The 17,336-nt window shown below is 52.0% G+C and carries 19 protein-coding genes; 8 read left to right on the top strand and 11 right to left on the bottom strand.

Annotated features, from left to right (window positions below; all coding sequences use genetic code 11):
- Positions 1-49: 49 nt before the first annotated feature.
- Positions 50-1,069: an acrylyl-CoA reductase (NADPH) gene (gene acuI / locus DHN43_RS04375; protein ID WP_108817828.1), complete on the top strand. Its 1,020-nt coding sequence runs from the start codon at positions 50-52 to the stop codon at positions 1,067-1,069.
- Between the two features lie 114 nt (positions 1,070-1,183).
- On the opposite strand, the gene DHN43_RS04370 is transcribed toward acuI, so the two are convergent.
- The 5 genes from DHN43_RS04370 to ygfZ all read right to left on the bottom strand — a co-directional run bounded on the left by DHN43_RS04370 (position 1,184) and on the right by ygfZ (position 6,054).
- Entirely contained in the window at positions 1,184-2,341 is a 1,158-nt protein-coding gene (locus DHN43_RS04370; protein WP_108817827.1) for a cell wall hydrolase, read from the bottom strand.
- Positions 2,342-2,849: 508 nt separating this feature from the next.
- Complete coding sequence (locus DHN43_RS04365) at positions 2,850-3,875, bottom strand: NUDIX hydrolase (RefSeq protein ID WP_108817826.1); 1,026 nt, start codon at positions 3,873-3,875, stop codon at positions 2,850-2,852.
- A gap of 20 nt (positions 3,876-3,895) precedes the next feature.
- Positions 3,896-4,420, bottom strand: coding sequence for a tyrosine phosphatase family protein (locus DHN43_RS04360; RefSeq protein ID WP_108817825.1), 525 nt, complete (start codon positions 4,418-4,420; stop codon positions 3,896-3,898).
- A complete protein-coding gene (locus tag DHN43_RS04355; protein WP_108817824.1) occupies positions 4,420-5,061 on the bottom strand; it encodes a YfbR-like 5'-deoxynucleotidase in 642 nt (213 codons plus the stop codon). The genes DHN43_RS04360 and DHN43_RS04355 overlap by 1 nt, the downstream gene beginning before the upstream one ends.
- A gap of 150 nt (positions 5,062-5,211) precedes the next feature.
- On the bottom strand, positions 5,212-6,054 hold the full coding sequence (gene ygfZ, locus DHN43_RS04350) for a CAF17-like 4Fe-4S cluster assembly/insertion protein YgfZ (protein ID WP_108817823.1): 843 nt from the start codon (positions 6,052-6,054) through the stop codon (positions 5,212-5,214).
- 322 nt (positions 6,055-6,376) lie between these two features.
- Between ygfZ and DHN43_RS04345 the strand changes: the two genes are divergently transcribed.
- The gene (locus tag DHN43_RS04345; RefSeq protein WP_108817822.1) at positions 6,377-7,639 is read left to right on the top strand and encodes a DUF3419 family protein; all 1,263 of its coding nucleotides are present in this window, start codon (positions 6,377-6,379) and stop codon (positions 7,637-7,639) included.
- 28 nt (positions 7,640-7,667) lie between these two features.
- On the top strand, positions 7,668-8,408 hold the full coding sequence (locus DHN43_RS04340; RefSeq protein ID WP_108817821.1) for a class I SAM-dependent methyltransferase: 741 nt from the start codon (positions 7,668-7,670) through the stop codon (positions 8,406-8,408).
- Positions 8,409-8,472: 64 nt separating this feature from the next.
- On the opposite strand, the gene DHN43_RS04335 is transcribed toward DHN43_RS04340, so the two are convergent.
- Positions 8,473-9,138, bottom strand: a complete 666-nt coding sequence (locus DHN43_RS04335; protein WP_208981731.1) for a hypothetical protein — start codon at positions 9,136-9,138, stop codon at positions 8,473-8,475.
- Positions 9,139-9,308: 170 nt separating this feature from the next.
- Here DHN43_RS04335 and DHN43_RS04330 point away from each other — a divergent pair, with 170 nt between their 5' ends.
- The gene (locus tag DHN43_RS04330) at positions 9,309-9,941 is read left to right on the top strand and encodes a LysE family translocator (RefSeq protein ID WP_208980490.1); all 633 of its coding nucleotides are present in this window, start codon (positions 9,309-9,311) and stop codon (positions 9,939-9,941) included.
- A gap of 116 nt (positions 9,942-10,057) precedes the next feature.
- On the opposite strand, the gene DHN43_RS04325 is transcribed toward DHN43_RS04330, so the two are convergent.
- The 4 genes from DHN43_RS04325 to DHN43_RS04310 form a co-directional block, all read right to left on the bottom strand.
- Entirely contained in the window at positions 10,058-10,333 is a 276-nt protein-coding gene (locus DHN43_RS04325; protein ID WP_014284380.1) for a hypothetical protein, read from the bottom strand.
- Positions 10,334-10,596: 263 nt separating this feature from the next.
- Positions 10,597-11,076 (bottom strand): TIGR02301 family protein, encoded by a 480-nt coding sequence (locus tag DHN43_RS04320; protein ID WP_063293782.1) that lies wholly within the window; start codon positions 11,074-11,076, stop codon positions 10,597-10,599.
- A 232-nt stretch (positions 11,077-11,308) separates the two neighbouring features.
- A complete protein-coding gene (locus DHN43_RS04315; protein ID WP_108817820.1) occupies positions 11,309-11,722 on the bottom strand; it encodes an NUDIX hydrolase in 414 nt (137 codons plus the stop codon).
- Complete coding sequence (locus DHN43_RS04310) at positions 11,719-12,228, bottom strand: hypothetical protein (RefSeq protein WP_057464878.1); 510 nt, start codon at positions 12,226-12,228, stop codon at positions 11,719-11,721. The genes DHN43_RS04315 and DHN43_RS04310 overlap by 4 nt, the downstream gene beginning before the upstream one ends.
- Positions 12,229-12,314: 86 nt before the next feature.
- Here DHN43_RS04310 and DHN43_RS04305 point away from each other — a divergent pair, with 86 nt between their 5' ends.
- On the top strand, positions 12,315-13,082 hold the full coding sequence (locus tag DHN43_RS04305; RefSeq protein ID WP_108817819.1) for an SOS response-associated peptidase: 768 nt from the start codon (positions 12,315-12,317) through the stop codon (positions 13,080-13,082).
- Between the two features lie 52 nt (positions 13,083-13,134).
- A complete protein-coding gene (gene fabG, locus DHN43_RS04300; protein ID WP_108817818.1) occupies positions 13,135-13,908 on the top strand; it encodes a 3-oxoacyl-ACP reductase FabG in 774 nt (257 codons plus the stop codon).
- Between the two features lie 3 nt (positions 13,909-13,911).
- Here fabG and DHN43_RS04295 read toward each other — a convergent pair whose 3' ends face one another.
- Positions 13,912-15,324 carry an FAD-binding oxidoreductase gene (locus DHN43_RS04295; RefSeq protein ID WP_108817817.1) on the bottom strand — a complete coding sequence of 471 codons (1,413 nt, stop codon included), beginning with the start codon at positions 15,322-15,324 and terminating at the stop codon, positions 13,912-13,914.
- 174 nt (positions 15,325-15,498) lie between these two features.
- Here DHN43_RS04295 and fabI point away from each other — a divergent pair, with 174 nt between their 5' ends.
- Complete coding sequence (gene fabI, locus DHN43_RS04290; protein WP_057464882.1) at positions 15,499-16,311, top strand: enoyl-ACP reductase FabI; 813 nt, start codon at positions 15,499-15,501, stop codon at positions 16,309-16,311.
- 197 nt (positions 16,312-16,508) lie between these two features.
- Complete coding sequence (locus tag DHN43_RS04285; RefSeq protein WP_057464883.1) at positions 16,509-17,135, top strand: histidine phosphatase family protein; 627 nt, start codon at positions 16,509-16,511, stop codon at positions 17,133-17,135.
- The last annotated feature ends 201 nt before the right edge of the window (positions 17,136-17,336 follow it).

Raw genomic sequence — 17,336 nt, 5'->3', positions numbered from 1 at the left:
GCGTTATTTTCTTGCCTTATGGCCCTCCTTCTGCCAGCTTTCATGCAACATGAATTGGCGAGAAGGATTGGCCATGAGCGAGTTTGATGCCCTCTGGATTGAAGCAGATGAAAGCGGCCGCAAGCCACTGCCTGCCAAGTGGAACAAAGTCAGTGTTGATCAGCTCTCTGCAGGAGACGTGACGGTCAAAGTCACGCACACCACCATCAACTACAAGGATGGGATGGCCCTTGCAGGCGCACCGGGCATCACCCGCAAGTTCCCGATGGTGCCGGGCATTGACGTCGTTGGCGAAGTTCTCACCAGCGAAAGCAACCGCTTCAAACCGGGTGATCAGGTCCTCCTCAACGGCTATGGTGTTGGTGAAGTCCACACCGGTGCCTACGCGCAAGTCGCCCGCTTGAAGTCCGAGTGCCTTCTGCATCGCCCGGAAGAAATCTCTGCCGCCCGCGCAGCTGCCATTGGCACCGCAGGTTACACCGCCATGCTCTGCGTTATGGCGCTGGAGAAATACGGCCTGACACCTGACCACGGACCAATCGCAGTCTCCGGCGCATCCGGTGGTGTTGGGTCCGTTGCCATCAGCCTGCTGTCCAAACTCGGCTTCGAGACCATCGCCTTCACAGGGCGCACCGAGGAAGCTGACTTCCTCAAGAGCCTCGGCGCAACAGAAGTACTTGATCGGGCTGAGTTGGTCGAAAAGGGCAAACCGTTCGGCAAGGAACGCTGGGCTGGTGCGGTTGATGTAGCAGGCAGTCATACACTCGCAAACTTGCTGGCACAGACCAACTACGGCGGTGCTGTTGCTGCGTGTGGTCTGGCGCAGGGCATGGACCTGCCTACATCGGTTATGCCGTTCATTTTGCGCGGTGTAGCGTTGCTCGGTGTGGATTCCGTTATGGCGCCAATGGCCCTGCGCGAGCAGGCTTACCGCCGACTGGTGCAGGATCTCGATCTAGCCAAGCTGGACACTCTGTCTGAGACAATCAAACTGGCAGATGTGGAAGAACGCGCTGCCAAACTGATGAAAGGGCAAGTACGCGGTCGTACCATCGTGGAAGTCGAATAACGCCACAACAAGCAGGTTTAGACAAAAAGAAACCCCGCATCAGCCAGTCGCCGGTGCGGGGTTAAAATTGGAGCGGTCAGGCCACCAAATTCTTCTCACATATGAGGTCGTGGATTAGCTCCAGCCACCTCGGTAGGTCTTGTAGAAGATGTGCTTACCAATGCGCTTCTTACGCTGCATGGTTGGTGCCCAGTTCGGGCGAACATAAGTTGCATGGTAATGAGTAGAGGCATCAACAGCCGGAATGCTGACCTCACCCTTTACAATCTGCTGCGCGATCTTCTTCGCTTTGGCCCATGGACCAGCTTCAGTCACGCGCTCTGGAATGCCATCACAAGCAAACGAGAACTGGCAGGCGTTCTTCATGCCTTTGTTCTGATAAACCACACCACACACTGTGTTCGGATAAGCTGGGTTCTTCAGACGGTTGAGAACAACCTGCGCAACAGCAATCTGCCCGTCACGCGGTTCACTGCGTGCTTCAAAATAGATAGCCTCAGCCAGACAGCGCATTTCCTTCTTGGATTTTCTCACAGAGCTCGGCAACTGGCGCATGTACCACCAGTGCGGATTGGTCTCTGAAGTCGAGGCCAGCTCCTTGTCTGAAAGAGTTGGCTTGCCGGAAGGCGTAATCGAAACTTTAGGCTTGCTCAACAGCGCATCAAACGGTGCTTTGTTGGTTTGCGGTGTGGCTGGAGCATAAGCAGTTGCCAAAGCAATCTCGTTTTGCTTGGCGATGGAAAGGGTCGCTGGCTTAACTGTCTTCTGCGCAATTTGCTTGCGGGCAGCAAGTGCTGCACGGCGTGCCGCTTCGCCGAGTGGAGACGTGTCCGCCTGCCCATTGTTGTCGGCAAGACCGGCCAGCGCATCCCCACCATAATGGCCGTTGAAAGCCATTTGCGGCAGCTGGGAAACAAATCTGTCGGAGCTTTTCGGTTTGCCTGCATTTTGAATGAAAGCCACAACACGGCTCGGCAGAGTAGTGACGAGCATGTCACTCTTGCCAGTGCGGTTCACCGCATGGCGCTGTGGAGTTTTCTTCTCAGGGGCTACGAAGTACTTTGCAAATTTCTGGCTATCCCGTGCGGAGACAGATTGCATCCATCGCGGCGTTTCCTCGTCGAGGTTTCCGGTCAGTGCCGGAATATCCTGCAACGCTACTGGAGATGCAGCAAAGGTTCCAACTGCAAGCCCTGCAGCTAGAATTGGGTACTTAAAGTACATGAGGACAGCACGGCGTCCTGCATTCTTCTTCATCCCATGGCCCGACATACGCAATCTACTCCAAATCAACGCCCAAAAACTCAGCGTCTCTCACTCCCTGAAAAGGGAACCCCAAACTCTGAGATCGACAGGATGAAGAAGCCCGATAAAACACTCCCGCCCGTCACTTTTCCGGATGAGTGCATTTTTCGCTTTTAACCTTGATATAAAGTTAAGCCCGCCAAAACCCCAGTTATTCTGCCACAGTTCACGCCGCTGACAGCCAGCATATGGTTAATATGCAGGGACGGTACTCACCAAAAAACTAGGGCTATTTCATGTCTGGGTGGATTTTTCAGTTGGCCAAAAATCATAGGAAACAAAAGGCTTCATGCAGGAAATGACACCTGTGATATCTTGGTGTGGCTGTAGGATATCAACACAATCAAAATCTTAACAAGATTAACCATAAGGCTCCCTGTTAAATCCACAACTCCGTTTTTCCTATGAATTTTTGCCGAGAAAAAACTCAAAAAAATTGTAGATAACCTTACGTCACTTAAGGCGAAAATGTGAATCAGAGCAAGCTAACGCGCAATCCCGGGGCCGGGCGCTCTTTCAAAATGTCTCTTCTGAATTGGTAAAGAGCCGCTGGACGCCCGCCCGTCGCGGTTGAAGTTCTGCCCGTCTGCTCAACCAGCTGTCCCGTTTCCACCAGACGGCGGAAGTTCTGTTTGTGAATATGCCGGCCAGAAATCGCCTCTACCGTCTGCTGCAGATCGGTCAGGGTAAACTCAGGTGGCATCAATTCGAAGACAACGGGCCGATACTTCAGTTTTGCCCGCAACCGGGAAAGTGCCGTTGCCAGAATACGGCGGTGATCATGGGCAAGGCCCTCGCCAAGGTCTGGCAAGGTGCTGCGTTCCAGCGCAGTTGGCTGCTTATCGCGCAAGGCCTCACGCATAAGACCGGAGCCATAAAGCAACTCGTAACGGTCCAGAACGCGTTCCTCATCCCATTTCAGAGAGCCCACACCAAAGGCGAGCTGGTAACGATCTTTCCGGCTCAGCTCATGGTAGGTCTTGGCATCATCGTCCGGGGCCTTGCTGAAGGTCTCCATGCTGGGATGAATAATCTCTTCCAGCATCTTCGGCTGACCGCCACGCCAGTCTTCCCAGGGAAAAAAGTCATACCAGGGACGCCAGCGAGCACCTTGTCTGGCAAGCAGCCGTTCAGATTCTGGTGTCTGACGCGTCAACGCCAGATAGCCGACAGAAACCATATGCGGCTCACCAATCCGCGCCAGAGAATATCTGTCGCGGTCACCAAAGGTGTAAAGCTGTTCCACATGGCCAATATGAAGGGCAGTCTGTTCTTCAACAAACGCACGCAAACCCAACTCAAAGGTGCGATGTACGCGTGGGTCAAACGGGCCGGAGGGCAGGCCAGACAACTCGTCAGGCACTTTTTGCGGCACAGTCAAAACAAAGGGCACTTTGTCTTTTACGGAAACAATGACAGCACTCAGACCAATGCCAAGCTGGACAGGCTCCATGTCAGCACCGCGTTGGGCTGCATTTCCTGTTTCCACTGCATTGCTCATCAATGTTTGCTCCGTATCCGTCATGCCAGTTCAACAAGTGCGGCAGGATCAAGCGAGAACAGGTTGCCCTCAAAAGTCTCTGCACCACGACCAAGCTCGATGATTGATTGTATCATGCGCCCATTTCGCTGCAAAAGAGTGTCTGCCAAAGAGATAAGCAGCGGATTGGGTGTGGCTACAGGAGAAACCTTGCGCAAATGTTGGGCCAGCGCACGTTCATCTGTATCCGGCATAATCGCACAGGCAATGATGTAGGCAGCAGCTGTCGACCGGCTGACACCGGCCCAGCAATGCACCAGTAAAGAGCCGTTGCGTGCAGCATCACGGGAAAAATCCAGCAGTTGCTCTGCATGCGTCCTATTGGGGGCAAGCAAACCTTCACGCGCCTCAGTAATGTCGTTGAACTCCAGCACCAGATGGTGAGCAGGCTTTGTCTCAGAAGGCAAGATCACCTCTGTTCCCGGAGAAACGAGAGAAAGCACATGGCTCGGCCTTGCTGAGGTCAACGTGTCTTCCAGCTTGGAAAGTGGACAGACATGCAACATCAGCGGCCTCCAACTTTCTTGCGAGCGTCATCAAGCTCAGCAAACCGGGCCAGAAAGACCTCTTGCGCATCCTTGGTTGGCAGCGGCTCAATGCTTGCTGCCAAGGTGTCCAGTTGCTCCGCAGTAACCTTTGCAGGCTTACCAAAAATCTTGTCTGCTTCGTCCTTGCTAAAGCCCGCCAGATGGATTGCTTCCAGATAGGCACTGATAATGTCAGCCTTCTTGGCAAGCTTGGCAATGCTGACTGGCAAGTCGGGGGGCAGATTAAATGCTCTGTGAATGGCATGGTGCAGCCGTTCTTCAACGGCCTTGTAGGTGCCACCCATCACGTTCTTGAAAGGGGAGATCATATCCCCGATCACATACTCAGGCGCGTCATGCAGCAAGATTGCCATACGCCATTGAATATCAAGATCAGGCTTGAGCATCAGCGCAATCTCTTCCACCACCACACAATGCTGGGCAACAGAGAACGCATGATCGCCAATTGTTTGCCCGTTCCACCGCGCAACCCGCGCCAGGCCGTGCGCTATATCAGAGAGTTCCACATCCAACGGAGACGGATCAAGAAGATTAAGTCGTCTGCCAGAAAGCATCCGCTGCCAGGCACGGGGGGAAGATGAGGAAAGCTCTGCACACATTAGTCAATCAAGCCAGTCGTCAAGGTTAAGGTGATGTCTACAGTGTATCTCCGAAAAGTGGAAACTGGTTTTCGGATAAAGATACGCAAAACAAAGACTAAAGCAGTTCATGTGTTCCAGCTTAAATGCGAACTGCTTTAGCTGTATCTCTTAATCAGATGAAGGCCAGTTGAAACTTGCCCATTCTTGAATGGAAGGGGTGAGGGCAACACCATCACATGTCAGCGATACACCTGCATCCATCGCAGTTTTCACACGGTCCAGTCTCAGCAGGGCGAGCCCATCGGTATCCTGCGAAGAGCCCAATGTTCCAACGCTCTTCTCTCCAGCCAAAACATCGCTACCAGCGGCGGGCAGCGCGCTTTCAGCGGAAACTTTGATGATGCGCTTGCGGGCCGTTCCGCGGTGCTTCATGCGGGAAACAACCTCTTGCCCGATAAAACAGCCTTTGGAGAAAGCCACTCCATTGAGACTGTCCATGTCTGTATCATGCGGAAAGACGTCTGCCAGCTGAAAGTCCAGCCCACTCTGCGGAATGCCAAGTTTGATGCGATGCGCATGATAGTCAGCTTCTGAGGCAGTCTCTGCAACTTCGCCGGAGGAAACATAACGAACACCCATGTCAGCATGGCGAGGATCGCGCGGTTTATCCGCTGGCAAATCATCTCCCCATTCTGCGATCACATGCATGGTCTCATCAGCAGGTTCCACAGTCACCTTGGCGCGAAGCTTGTAAAAACCAAGACGCTTGGCAAACGCATCAAGTTCATCGGCGCTCACATCAATCAGGAAGCCACCCGTGTTCTCATCTGCAAAAACAATGAAGTCCCAGAGGATCTTCCCCTGAGGCGTAAGAAGAGCACCAAATGCGCTGGAGGTCGCACTAATCTCGCTGATGTCACAGCTCACGAGATTTTGCAGAAACTCCTTGGCATCTTCGCCAAAAACCTTCACGAGCCGACGCGAAGTGAGAATGGTACGTTGTGATGCCATGGGTCCGTCCTTCCAATGAATAAAACAACAAGAGTGTTTCATAACCCATCAGCTATGCGCACACCACGGAAAAAGAATAGTTTCTGTGGGTGACGAGGCAACTCCTCGCCTGCGCCCTGACACCTGTATGTGGGAGGAAAATCGCAAAATATGAGGCAGGTAAATAGAAATGTAAGTGCACTGAGTTGTTTACCAGAACATTCCAGTATTGCCGCGTTTTCAAGATCTTTCTGCAATTACAATCAATGTTTCGACGTCGCAAAACTGTCGTGTGCGTGAACTAACTCTTTCTCTCGATTGATTTCAGTTCTTGATTCTGGAGATGCACGTGACATCAACTATCAGGCAGTCAAAGAAACGTTTGGATCGTGCAGTACATCGTTCAAAACTGATCTCCATGGAAGGCGTGCTGGAGCGTCTGTTCACCTTCGCATTTAAGGGGCTGGTTTATCCGCAGATCTGGGAGGATCCGGAGGTGGATATGCAGGCACTGCAACTCAAACCCCATTCGAAAATGGTGACAATCGCTTCTGGTGGCTGCAATGTCATGTCCTACCTCACAGCAGACCCGCAGGAGATTACGGCAGTCGACCTCAACCGCGCGCACGTGGCTTTGAACCGCCTGAAATTGACCGCGCTGGAAGAGTTCCCCGATTACGAGACGTTCTATCGGTTCTTTGGTGAGGCTGATGAAAAAGCCAATATTGCCGCCTATGAGAAGTATCTGAAGCCCGCCATCGATCCGGAAACCATGGCCTACTGGGAAGGGCGGGACATGACGGCGTGGGGCCGCAAGCGCATCACCCTGTTCTCACGAGACCTCTACCACCACGGAATGCTCGGCTACTTTATCGGTCTTGGTCACTTCCTTGCAAAAATCTACGGCGTTGACCTGAGCAAAATGGCAGACGCACGTGACCTGAACGAACAGCGATCATATTTCGACAAGGTTCTGGCGCCGCTCTTTGATAAACGCCTGATCCGCTGGGCGACCTCTAAAAAGATGTCGCTCTACGGCCTCGGCATCCCCCCAACGCAATATGAGAGCCTCGCCGCAGAAGGCGGTGGCAACATGGCAGGCGTTCTCAAACAACGCCTGGAAAAGCTGGCCTGCGACTTTCCAATGGAAGACAACTACTTCGCCTGGCAAGCTTTCACTCGCGGATACGCGCCCTCTCATACACACAGCGGAACCGGTCTTTCCGGCCCTTTGCCGCCCTATCTGAAGCCGCAACACTTCCCGGAAATTCGGAAAAGAGCCTCTTATGTGCGCGTTGTTAATCGGTCTTTCACAGAGCATCTGGATAATCAGGATGCAAACAGCCTTGATGCCTACGTCCTGCTGGATGCGCAGGACTGGATGACAGACAGGCAGCTGAACGATCTATGGGCAGGAATATCCCGAACGGCACGGCAAGGAGCGCGCGTCATCTTCAGAACGGCTGGCGAGCCAAGCATTCTGCCGGGGCGGGTCAATAACGAAATACTGGGGCAGTGGACCTATGAGGCGGCTGAAAGTGCACGCCTCAACAAGCTGGACCGCTCCTCTATCTACGGTGGTTTCCACCTCTACATCTATAACTGAACAAGAATAAGTATGTGAGGGAAGTGAAATGGCGAATGTAAAGTCCTCAGCCTCACTGATGGATAAACTCTATAAGAACCAACGGCATTTTTATGATCTGACCAGAAAGCATTACCTTCTTGGCCGGGATCATTTGATCAAACATTTGGCAGCACCGCGTGGCAGCACAGTGCTGGAGCTCGGCTGCGGCACTGGTCGCAATCTGATTGAGGCAGCAAGGGCTTACCCAACTTGCCAGTTCTTTGGCGTCGATATCTCGGCAGAAATGCTGAAGACCGCAGAGGCCAACATTCACAAAGCGGACCTGTCTCACCGGATTCATCTGGCTCAGGGCGATGCAACGAGCTTTGATCCGTTTGAGAAGTTCGGCATCGACACCTTCGACCGTGTCTTCCTGTCCTACTGCGTTTCAATGATCCCGCCATGGGAAGACGCTCTGCGCAACGGGACAAAGCTTCTGGCAAAAGGCGGTCAGTTGTCTGTTGTTGATTTTGGTCAGCAGGAAAAACTGCCCGGCCTGTTCAAGCTGATGCTCAAAAAGTGGCTCGGCAGGTTCCATGTTTTACCGCGTGAGAACTTTCATGACGTCATGAAAGGGCTGGCCGACGACAACAGAGCCAAACTGCGGTTCTTGCCTCTGTACCGCGGTTATGCCTATTACGCGGAACTCGACAGCAGCTTTTACACCCGCTTCATGGAAAAGCCTGAGCAGATGGACCTGCTGAAAGCGGAAAACGAAAGCCACCGTGAAATCCGCAAGGCGGGGTAACTGAGCAAAGAAAAGCCCACCAGAGCATCTGATGGGCTTTCATCAATCGGTCACTGAAGACAACTTAGTCTCCGGCAATAAAGCTCCGCACATCCCCATCCTTGGAAATGCCAAGGCGATAGAAGGTCCATGCGCCATAATCCAGCATCTCAAAGTAATCGGCTGCAGTGACGATCTGGTACATCTCAACCTTCTGCGAAGGCGTCAGGTCATGCAAAGGGTAGCGGGCAAAATAAGGCCAGATGTAAGTCTCTTCTTCCGTTCCCTCATTGAGCCGCAAATATCCGGCTGTCACAATATCCAGTAGGATCGCAAGGATCTCGTGCCCTTCACCATCACCAGAGCTGTCTTTCAAAAAGCTGACCGGATCGCGCACAGGTGTGAACGAGAGTTCCGGTGGTTGCTCTTGCTTGGCAAACAAAGGCGCCAACGCAGCAACATTGCCGCTGCGAGCAATCTTGATCAGCGTCGCACGGGTTGCTCTGACAGCCTCCGGCAATTCTGTATCGTCATAAAAGACGTCCAGCTTTGGCAGCGGAGGTTCCTCTGCAAACTCACTGTCCAGCGCATCTTCACTGCTGGTATCTCTGTTGAAACCTTCATCAAGCAGAGGAAATTGTTCAGCCTTGGGGCGTTGGATGCGAATCGTTTCGGTCTTGATTGCCTGTGTTGCAGCCATAGCCGGAGCTGTAGTGCAAAGTAACCCTATGATGAGTAGGCGAAAATACATGAAGTGCTCCGAAACGGATATGAGGCGCGTGCTTTGCACTTAGTTTAAGGGCTTGTTGGGAATCAAGGAAGAAACGGACCCTAACCTATGCACAAGCTAGAGAGCCTTTAGAAAATTTATAGGAAGATCTGACAGGTCTTCTGCGCAGTTGGGAAGTATGGATTAAAGCGTTGAATATTGAACTCTTCATTACAGGCATGATTATCGGGCTCGTCACGTCTGCTCCGATTGGCCCTGTAAACGTGTTGGCGATTAGGAGGGCAGTGCATTACGGCTTCCTTCCGGGCCTCATCGCAGGCTTCGGGGCAGTTCTGGCCGATGGTGTATTTGCAACCGCTGCTGCCTTTGGTGTGACGGCAATATCGGAGTTCGTTGAACGCCATGAGTTCTATATCCAGACGATAGGCGGGTTTCTTCTGATCATCTTCGGCATCGTCGTGTTCCGGTCTCACCCACATTTAAAAGGTGGCAGCGATGGTGGTCCAACGATTTGGCGTGGGATGATTGTCTCTTTCGCCATGACTGTGACCAACCCAGGAGCAATTCTTGGCTTTATCGCTATTTTCGGTTCACTGGGAGAGCATGCGCCCGAGAAGGGGGACTATGTCGGCGCTCTGGCACTCGTGCTGGGCGTGTTGAGTGGTGCTCTTCTATGGTGGGCTTGCCTGTCTGCGCTTGTGTCCAAGCTGCGAAATCGCATGAATGACAACTGGCTTTCCACCATCAACCATGGGGCAGGCATTATCCTGCTGCTCTTTGCAGCGCTCATCCTTGCCAAGGTTGCAAGTGATTTGATTTTCTAGAGCGTGTTCCGTTTGGTTGGATGCAAGCAAACGACAAGAAGTCGCTCCAAAACACCGGGCCGGAATCAAAAAAGCCCCGATCAATCGGGGCTCTTTGAAAAACAGCAGTGCTGAAATTAGTGCAGACGACGTTCCAAAGAGTAGTCACCGCGCTCAACGCGCTGTGGCAATTCCTGCGCAAATTTGGAAACAGCTTCTTCTCCATAAAGAGAAACCAGATCCATCATTGCTGAGAACAGCGCTGCATGCGCAAGAGCTGTACTGTCGATGCCGTGGGAAAGACCATCCTCCCAAGCTTCCTGAATGAAGCTTAGAGCCAGTCGGCGGATGTCTGCATCAGATGCATCGATCTCTTCTGTGAATTCGCCGGCGATAGCGTCGTCCTTGATCATGCTGGCTCTCATGTCCCTCTATGTGCTGCTTCTTGTTATTTGCCGTTACATGTAACGGGCAAACGAAAACAAATGAAGCGTCGCATGCCTTATCTGTTAAACGGAAGTTAACACGCAAAACGGCAGGAACAACCGACTCACTGATGTTTTGGTAAACTCGTCCAGAGCTTCTGTAAGTTATGGTTAATATTTGTGGCGAAGCCGAGTTATCCAAAAAACACGCAATAATTGTCTGTGGAAAACGGTTGCAACCGGCTTTTCTATCAATCGCGGCTGTACTTGCCCGTTACTTCTTGGGTGATAATTACACCTTCATCGGCGAATCTGCGGGAGGCTTCAATAGCCGCCGGAGTGCAGGTTTGATAGACCGATGCGAACCCCCGATAGCTCTGATTAAACCGCTCAACAAGACGCCGGCGTCTCAGCTCATTCTGCACTTCTGCACCCAGCAAGGAGTACATGCGCTGACGCCATTCATCTGCTTCATCATGACCGCAAAGCGGGCGTAAATAATGGAGGGCACCAAGTATTTCTGAGAGGCGAATAAGCTGTTGCTCGTAGGGAGGTTCTTTCAACTCTGGCTGTACAGGTTGACCCGGAGATTGCGGGGAACTCTGAGCAAATGCAGCAGGGGCCGCCGCAACACTCAAAAGCATCAGACCAAGGCAAATCCCCCGGCCTGTCGGCCAGGCAGGTTTCGCGAAGTTACGTGTCCAAGCTTTAAGTCTTGCAATGTCAGTCAAGCTACATCCCACAGCATGCTGGTTGCTTCAGATTCTGTAAGGATGGCCGTCTCCCGGCACTCTGTCCACTATGGAACCTTGGGGATTTCCGGTTTTCCCTTGTTGCACAGCAGGCTGCAGGACTGATGCTTGTGCGTATTCTAAAAAAGTAGTTCCGGTTTTCGGATAAGAACACGTGTAAAAATTAAGAAGTCAGAGCTTGAGGCGTCAATGTAAATGCACAGGTTCTGCTCTAACTACATCTTAGAAGATTCAGAATGTGCTGTTGCATGCCGGGTGCGAGAGGCAGGTTCATAGCCTCTTCCCAAGTGTACCATCCCAGTTCAGCAGCATCAGAGCGTGCTTCTTCCTCACCCTTGACCTGCGTACAGCGAAAGACATGGATGCGATATTGCTCCTTGCAGTCTTCCGCAGAAGGGTAGGACACCGTCCATTCCTTCAGGTCTGAGGCGCACAAAGATGTTTCTTCTTTAAACTCTCTTTGTGCGGCATCCTTAAGGTTTTCACTGGGAAGAACCTTACCGCCAGGAAAACTCCAAAGGCCTTTGGAGGGCGACTGGGCTCGTATTACGAGCAGAACTTTTTCGTTCTGCACACAGGCAACACTGGTTGCCTCAATGTATTCCGGAATAATTTTTTTGCTCATGAGAACAGGGCGTCAACGTCCGCTTGCGTGCTTTCCTCAGTGCTGATTGTCTCATCCGGTAGATGTCCATGGATGATTGACCCGGCTTGCGAAAGCAGGGGCCTGATGACGGTAACGGCTTTATCCTGAACGATTTGCAGCAGTTCACCTGTTACTTCAGCGGAGCCTAGCATTTTTTGTAAGGAGATAACTTCCTGATCAACTTCGCCAATACACTTCTCCAGAGCATTCCGCAGCGGTAAATCAACAGCTCCGTATGCACGGATCGCCAATTCTTTTGCTGAGAATTTAGAGGCACTGAAATGTGTGATATAGTCAGCTGGTTCCCAGGCCAGAACATCTTCTGCGCAATCGGGAATATCAGGAAGCATTTCAAGAAGCATAACAACCTCATTGAAATGATTAAGATAGTCAGTTGCAAGGCCCGTGGATGGATTGATGTTTGCATGCGTCAAAAGCTCAGGAGAAAGTTCTCCTACGCCGATTTTATCGCAGTACATATCCATTGCAGCCTCCCAGCTTCCTATCTGTCGCGCGGAACCTATCTCTCGATTGGTTGCAATTTTACTAAAATGCGAACAGAGTAATCTGCATGTGTGGTAGATATAGCCTGTCAGCGTCTCCGGAAGAAGTCAAAGCGTTGTTTGATTATATCGAACAGCCAAATTTTCCACCGAGATACAACATAGCACCGACTCAGCCAATTGCACTCGTAAAACACGAAAATGGTGGGCGCCACTTTGGGTTAGCACGATGGGGCCTGGTCCCGTCATGGGTCAAAGACCCAGCAAGTTTCACGCTTTTGCTCAATGCCAGAGCCGAAACTTTGGAGGAGAAACCCTCGTTTCGTGCAGCGGTGCGTCACCGTAGATGCTTGATACCTGCAAACGGTTTTTACGAGTGGCAACGCAAAGGTGCGGCAAAGCAGCCCTATTGGATTGCCCCAGCGGATGGACGCCTTCTGGCCTTCGCTGGCCTGTGGGAAACTTATTCCCATCCTGATGGCGGAGACATTGATACCGCTGCTGTAATCACCGTCGAGTCGAATATGACAGTGAAACCGGTTCACCACCGGATGCCCGCAATCATCGCGCCGGAGCATTTTGACGACTGGTTGAGCAACGGCACAATCATGGCTCGAGACGCTATAAAGCTCTTACAACCTGCAGATGAGGGACTGTTAATCACCACGCCTGTTTCAACGCGGGTGAACAGCGTTGCCAATGATGACCCGTCATTGTGGGAACGAGAGGTCATTCCAGTTCCTCCTGAGCCAGTCAAACCTCCTGCCAAGCCAAAACCTCAAAAGAAGGTTGCAGGTGGCTCTTCAAGAAACAACGGGCAGTTAGACTTGTTTTAGCCTCTGAGCAACATACTGGACACCAACATGATGAGACGATGAGGGATCAAGCATGCTGGCGTCGCTTAAAGGTAAATCTGTCATTGTGACGGGTGGTTCCCAGGGGATCGGCTTGGGCATCTCGCTGGCTTTTGCTCGCGCCGGAGCCTTTGTCACCATTGCAGCGCGCGGAGAAGAAGCTGGCGCTAATGCTGTGGAGGAAATCGCACTGGCTGGCGGAGCAGGGCAATTCCTTCAATGTGATGTCACCCAGTGGCAAGCGGTAAAGGCCATGGTCGATGAGACCGCAGAAGAAAACGGGCTGGATATTATATGCGCCAACGCAGGCATCTTCCCCAAGCAGACGATTAAGGAGATGGAGCCCGAGCAGTGGGATCATGTGCTTGAGACAAACTTGCGCTCCTCCTTCTACTGCGTAAAGGCAGCCCTCCCGCATATGAAACAAGCAGGGCACGGGCGGATTATCCTTATCTCGTCAATAACGGGCCCAATTACAGGGGATGCTGGCTGGTCTCATTATGCAGCCTCCAAAGCGGGGCAACTGGGCTTCATGCGAACAGCCGCCTTGGAGTTGGCCTCGCACAAGATCACAGTGAACTCGGTTCTGCCCGGCAATATCAGGACAGAAGCGCTGGATGACCTCGGTGATGAGTATCTGAAGAAGATGGGGCAGACTATTCCACTTGGCCGATTGGGTGCGCCACAAGACGTGGCAAGTGCTGTGCTCTTCCTCGCCAGCGAGGAGGCTGGCTACATCACCGGACAGCAGATTGTCGTTGATGGAGGACAGGTACTCCCGGAAGGACTGGAAGCACCTGAGCAGTAATGTCTAGAGAACGCGGCCCGGATTGAACATGTTCGTCGGGTCGAGAGCCTTCTTAACAGAGCGCATCATGTTCATCTCTGTGGCGCTCTTTACCTCTGCCAGCAAATCACGCTTCAAAATGCCGATGCCATGCTCTGCAGAGATTGAGCCGTTGTAACTGGCAACAATCCCATGCACGACACGGTTCACATCATCCCATTTCGCAAGATACTCGGCTTTGTTGGCATCCTTCGGTTGGGTGATGTTAAAATGGATGTTGCCATCGCCCATATGGCCAAACGGAACCGGACGACATCCCGGCACAGCCTCTTTAACAGCGGCGATCGCTTCTTCCAGAAACTCGGGAACCTTTGCAACAGGCACAGAGACATCGTGCTTGATGGATCCGCCCTCAAATTTCTGTGCCTCAGAAAGCCCATGCCGCAACCGCCAGAAGTCAGCAGCCTGCGCTTTACTCTGCGCCAGCAATCCGTCACGCAGCAGATCAGCCTCAAAAGCCTCAGTAAAGATGGTCTCTGTCAGGCTGACAATGTCAATGTCTTTTGTACCCGCTGAGATCTCGATGAGCACATACCATGGATGCTGTTCTTCGAACGGATAGCGCGACTGTTCCATATGCTCACAAACGAACTGCATGCCGGATTGCGGCATCAATTCAAATCCAGTGAGCATGTTCCCGGCGTGACTTTTTGCCAATGAAAACAGTGAAAGTGCCTTAGCAGGCGAATCTAGCGCGACCAGAGCCACCTCCACCGACGCCGGAGCTGGGTATAATTTGAGGCTGGCACCCGTAATGATCCCCAAAGTGCCCTCTGAGCCGATAAATAATTGTTTCAAATCGTAACCGGTATTGTCTTTGCGCAGGGTCCGAAGCCCTTCCCAGACCTCACCATTTGCGAGCACAACTTCAAGCCCGAGAACAAGATCTCGCGTGTTCCCATAGGACAGGACGGCAGTGCCTCCGGCGTTGGTTGCAATGTTGCCACCAATCTCACAGGAACCTTGCGAAGCGAGCGTCAAAGGGAACAATCGATCATGCTTTTCAGCCGCGTCATGAACAGCCTGCAGCGTAACGCCTGCATCTGCTACCATCGTATAACCTTCAGGGTCGATGTGGCGAATTTTATTTAATCTAGAAAGGGATAGCACGATTTCGCTACCATCTGGATTAGGGATTTGCCCCCCAACCAAACCCGTGTTGCCACCCTGTGGAACCACAGTAAGACCGTGCTGAGCCGCAAGCTTCACGCACTCTGCAACCTCTGATGTGGAACCGGGCCGCAGCACCATGGGAGTGGCGCCTCGAAATTTGTCCCTCCACTCAACAAGAAATGGGGCCTTGTCATGGTCGCTGACAAGCACATTTGCGTCCCCAATGATCTTTTGAAACGCGTTCACCAAATTTGGAATAGTCATGTTTCCGTCGCAGTGTTGGAAGTTGATCTGGCTCTAACTATCAGATAATGGGAGCGCAAGAACACGTCCATGTCTGATTGGACTTTTTTCGACGGCTTGAAGCCAAATGAACAGTATGCCATAGCATTTTGGGGCTGTTCACTAGATTAAGTGATATTCACTCAGGAGAAAAACATGGCAGAAGCGCAAGGATTGATGGCCGGCAAACGTGGTCTCATCATGGGACTGGCCAACAATCGGTCCATCGCTTGGGGTATTGCAACAGCACTACACGATGCCGGAGCTGAAATCGCACTCACCTATCAGGGTGAAGCGCTGAAGAAGCGTGTTGAACCATTAGCAGAAAAGCTCGATGCACTTGTTGTAGGTGATTGTGACGTTACGAACGAAGCAAGCATTGATGCAGCATTTGAAGTTCTGGAGCAAAAATGGGGCAAGATCGACTTCGTCATTCATGCGATCGCTTTCTCTGACAAAGAAGAACTGACTGGCCGTTATCTGGATACCAGCGCAGACAACTTTGCAAAGACAATGCAGATTTCCTGCTACTCGCTGGCATCCGTTGCCCGCCGTGCAGAAAAGCTGATGACCGAAGGTGGTTCCATTGTAACTCTCACCTACTACGGTGCTGAGAAGGTCATGCCAAACTACAACGTCATGGGCGTTGCAAAGGCTGCATTGGAAGCAAGCGTCAAATATCTCGCGGTTGATCTTGGTCCTAAGAAGATCCGTGTGAACGCGATTTCTGCAGGTCCAATCAAAACATTGGCAGCAGCTGGTATCGGCGATTTCCGCTACATCCTCAAATGGAACGAGTACAACGCACCACTGCGTGAAACCGTAACCATCAATGATGTTGGAAACTCTGCTCTCTACCTCACATCCGACCTGTCCCGCTCTGTCACTGGTGAAACTCACCACGTTGACAGCGGCTACCATGTGGTTGGCATGAAGGCAGTAGACGCCCCGGATATCTCCGTCGTCTAAATTGCTTCAGCAATTAGGTTTGAGAAAAGGCGCTTCTTGGAGCGCCTTTTTGCGCTTAAGAGGCTGGTAAAGGTACATATGACTTAAATCAAGAATGTGTGCATAACTGTTGTTTTCTAACGAGGAATGACACATGTACCTCGTAAGAAGCCGCTACAAAACGGTTGCCGACTAATCTCCTGCAGAAGGCCCATGGAATGACTGGCTCGTTGATGCCCCTTGCGAAAACCACACCAACTCCGCTTCTGTATGTCCGTCATGGACAAACAGACTGGAACCTGGAAGGGCGTATGCAGGGCGGTCAGGATATTCCGCTCAACGACACCGGTCGCAAGCAGGCCCGGCGCAACGGTATGGTGATGAAGGACTTCCTCCCAGACCTTGGCAAGACCGCAGATGATTTCATCTTTGTCAGCTCACCCATGATCCGCGCGCGGGAGACCATGGAAATTCTGCGCAAGGAAATGGGGCTCGACCCATACGACTACAAAGTGGATGAACGCCTTCGTGAAATCACATTTGGCAACGTGGAGGGAATGACGGTTCCTGAAATGATGGTTGAGCGTCCTGAAGTGGTTCGCATGCGGCGCGAAGATAAATGGGGCTATGTGCATCCCGAAGGGGAGAGCTACAAAATGGTCTCTGATCGCATCTTCGATTGGATGTCAGAGCAAAAGGATCCCATGATCATCGTTGCACACGGCGTGGTCATGCGGGTACTGCGTGGTTTGCTCTGCGGATATGCACCCGCAGAAATCCCGGATCTGGAGACGCCACAAGACCAGTTCCTTCTCTGGCGAGATGGTTCTGAGGCGTGGATCTAAAGCTCGCTGTCTAAAAGACCTCGCAGACACGCAGGTCCATTCTGATTAATGGGCGCATCAATGCGTGCTCTCACGTCCAGCGCTGTACCAAGCCTTTAAGATTGGGGGCTTACAACGCATTTCCTGGTCGTTAAATTGATCAGGTTTTTGCGTCAGCGATAAACTGTGACACATAAAGTGAATACTACAGCAAAGGCAGTC

The organism is Pseudovibrio sp. Alg231-02, from assembly GCF_900143565.1.
Classification (GTDB): Bacteria; Pseudomonadota; Alphaproteobacteria; order Rhizobiales; family Stappiaceae; genus Pseudovibrio.
This window is presented reverse-complemented; position numbering and strand designations above follow the sequence as displayed.

Coding starts and splice junctions, on each gene's coding strand:
- acuI (WP_108817828.1), top strand. CDS start 50: ATGAATTGGCGAGAAGGATTGGCCATGAGCGAGTTTGATGCCCTCTGG.
- DHN43_RS04370 (WP_108817827.1), bottom strand. CDS start 2,341: ATGTCGGGCCATGGGATGAAGAAGAATGCAGGACGCCGTGCTGTCCTC.
- DHN43_RS04365 (WP_108817826.1), bottom strand. CDS start 3,875: ATGAGCAATGCAGTGGAAACAGGAAATGCAGCCCAACGCGGTGCTGAC.
- DHN43_RS04360 (WP_108817825.1), bottom strand. CDS start 4,420: ATGTTGCATGTCTGTCCACTTTCCAAGCTGGAAGACACGTTGACCTCA.
- DHN43_RS04355 (WP_108817824.1), bottom strand. CDS start 5,061: ATGTGTGCAGAGCTTTCCTCATCTTCCCCCCGTGCCTGGCAGCGGATG.
- ygfZ (WP_108817823.1), bottom strand. CDS start 6,054: ATGGCATCACAACGTACCATTCTCACTTCGCGTCGGCTCGTGAAGGTT.
- DHN43_RS04345 (WP_108817822.1), top strand. CDS start 6,377: ATGCACGTGACATCAACTATCAGGCAGTCAAAGAAACGTTTGGATCGT.
- DHN43_RS04340 (WP_108817821.1), top strand. CDS start 7,668: ATGGCGAATGTAAAGTCCTCAGCCTCACTGATGGATAAACTCTATAAG.
- DHN43_RS04335 (WP_208981731.1), bottom strand. CDS start 9,138: ATGTATTTTCGCCTACTCATCATAGGGTTACTTTGCACTACAGCTCCG.
- DHN43_RS04325 (WP_014284380.1), bottom strand. CDS start 10,333: ATGATCAAGGACGACGCTATCGCCGGCGAATTCACAGAAGAGATCGAT.
- DHN43_RS04315 (WP_108817820.1), bottom strand. CDS start 11,722: ATGAGCAAAAAAATTATTCCGGAATACATTGAGGCAACCAGTGTTGCC.
- DHN43_RS04310 (WP_057464878.1), bottom strand. CDS start 12,228: ATGGATATGTACTGCGATAAAATCGGCGTAGGAGAACTTTCTCCTGAG.
- DHN43_RS04305 (WP_108817819.1), top strand. CDS start 12,315: ATGTGTGGTAGATATAGCCTGTCAGCGTCTCCGGAAGAAGTCAAAGCG.
- fabG (WP_108817818.1), top strand. CDS start 13,135: ATGCTGGCGTCGCTTAAAGGTAAATCTGTCATTGTGACGGGTGGTTCC.
- DHN43_RS04295 (WP_108817817.1), bottom strand. CDS start 15,324: ATGACTATTCCAAATTTGGTGAACGCGTTTCAAAAGATCATTGGGGAC.
- fabI (WP_057464882.1), top strand. CDS start 15,499: ATGGCAGAAGCGCAAGGATTGATGGCCGGCAAACGTGGTCTCATCATG.
- DHN43_RS04285 (WP_057464883.1), top strand. CDS start 16,509: ATGACTGGCTCGTTGATGCCCCTTGCGAAAACCACACCAACTCCGCTT.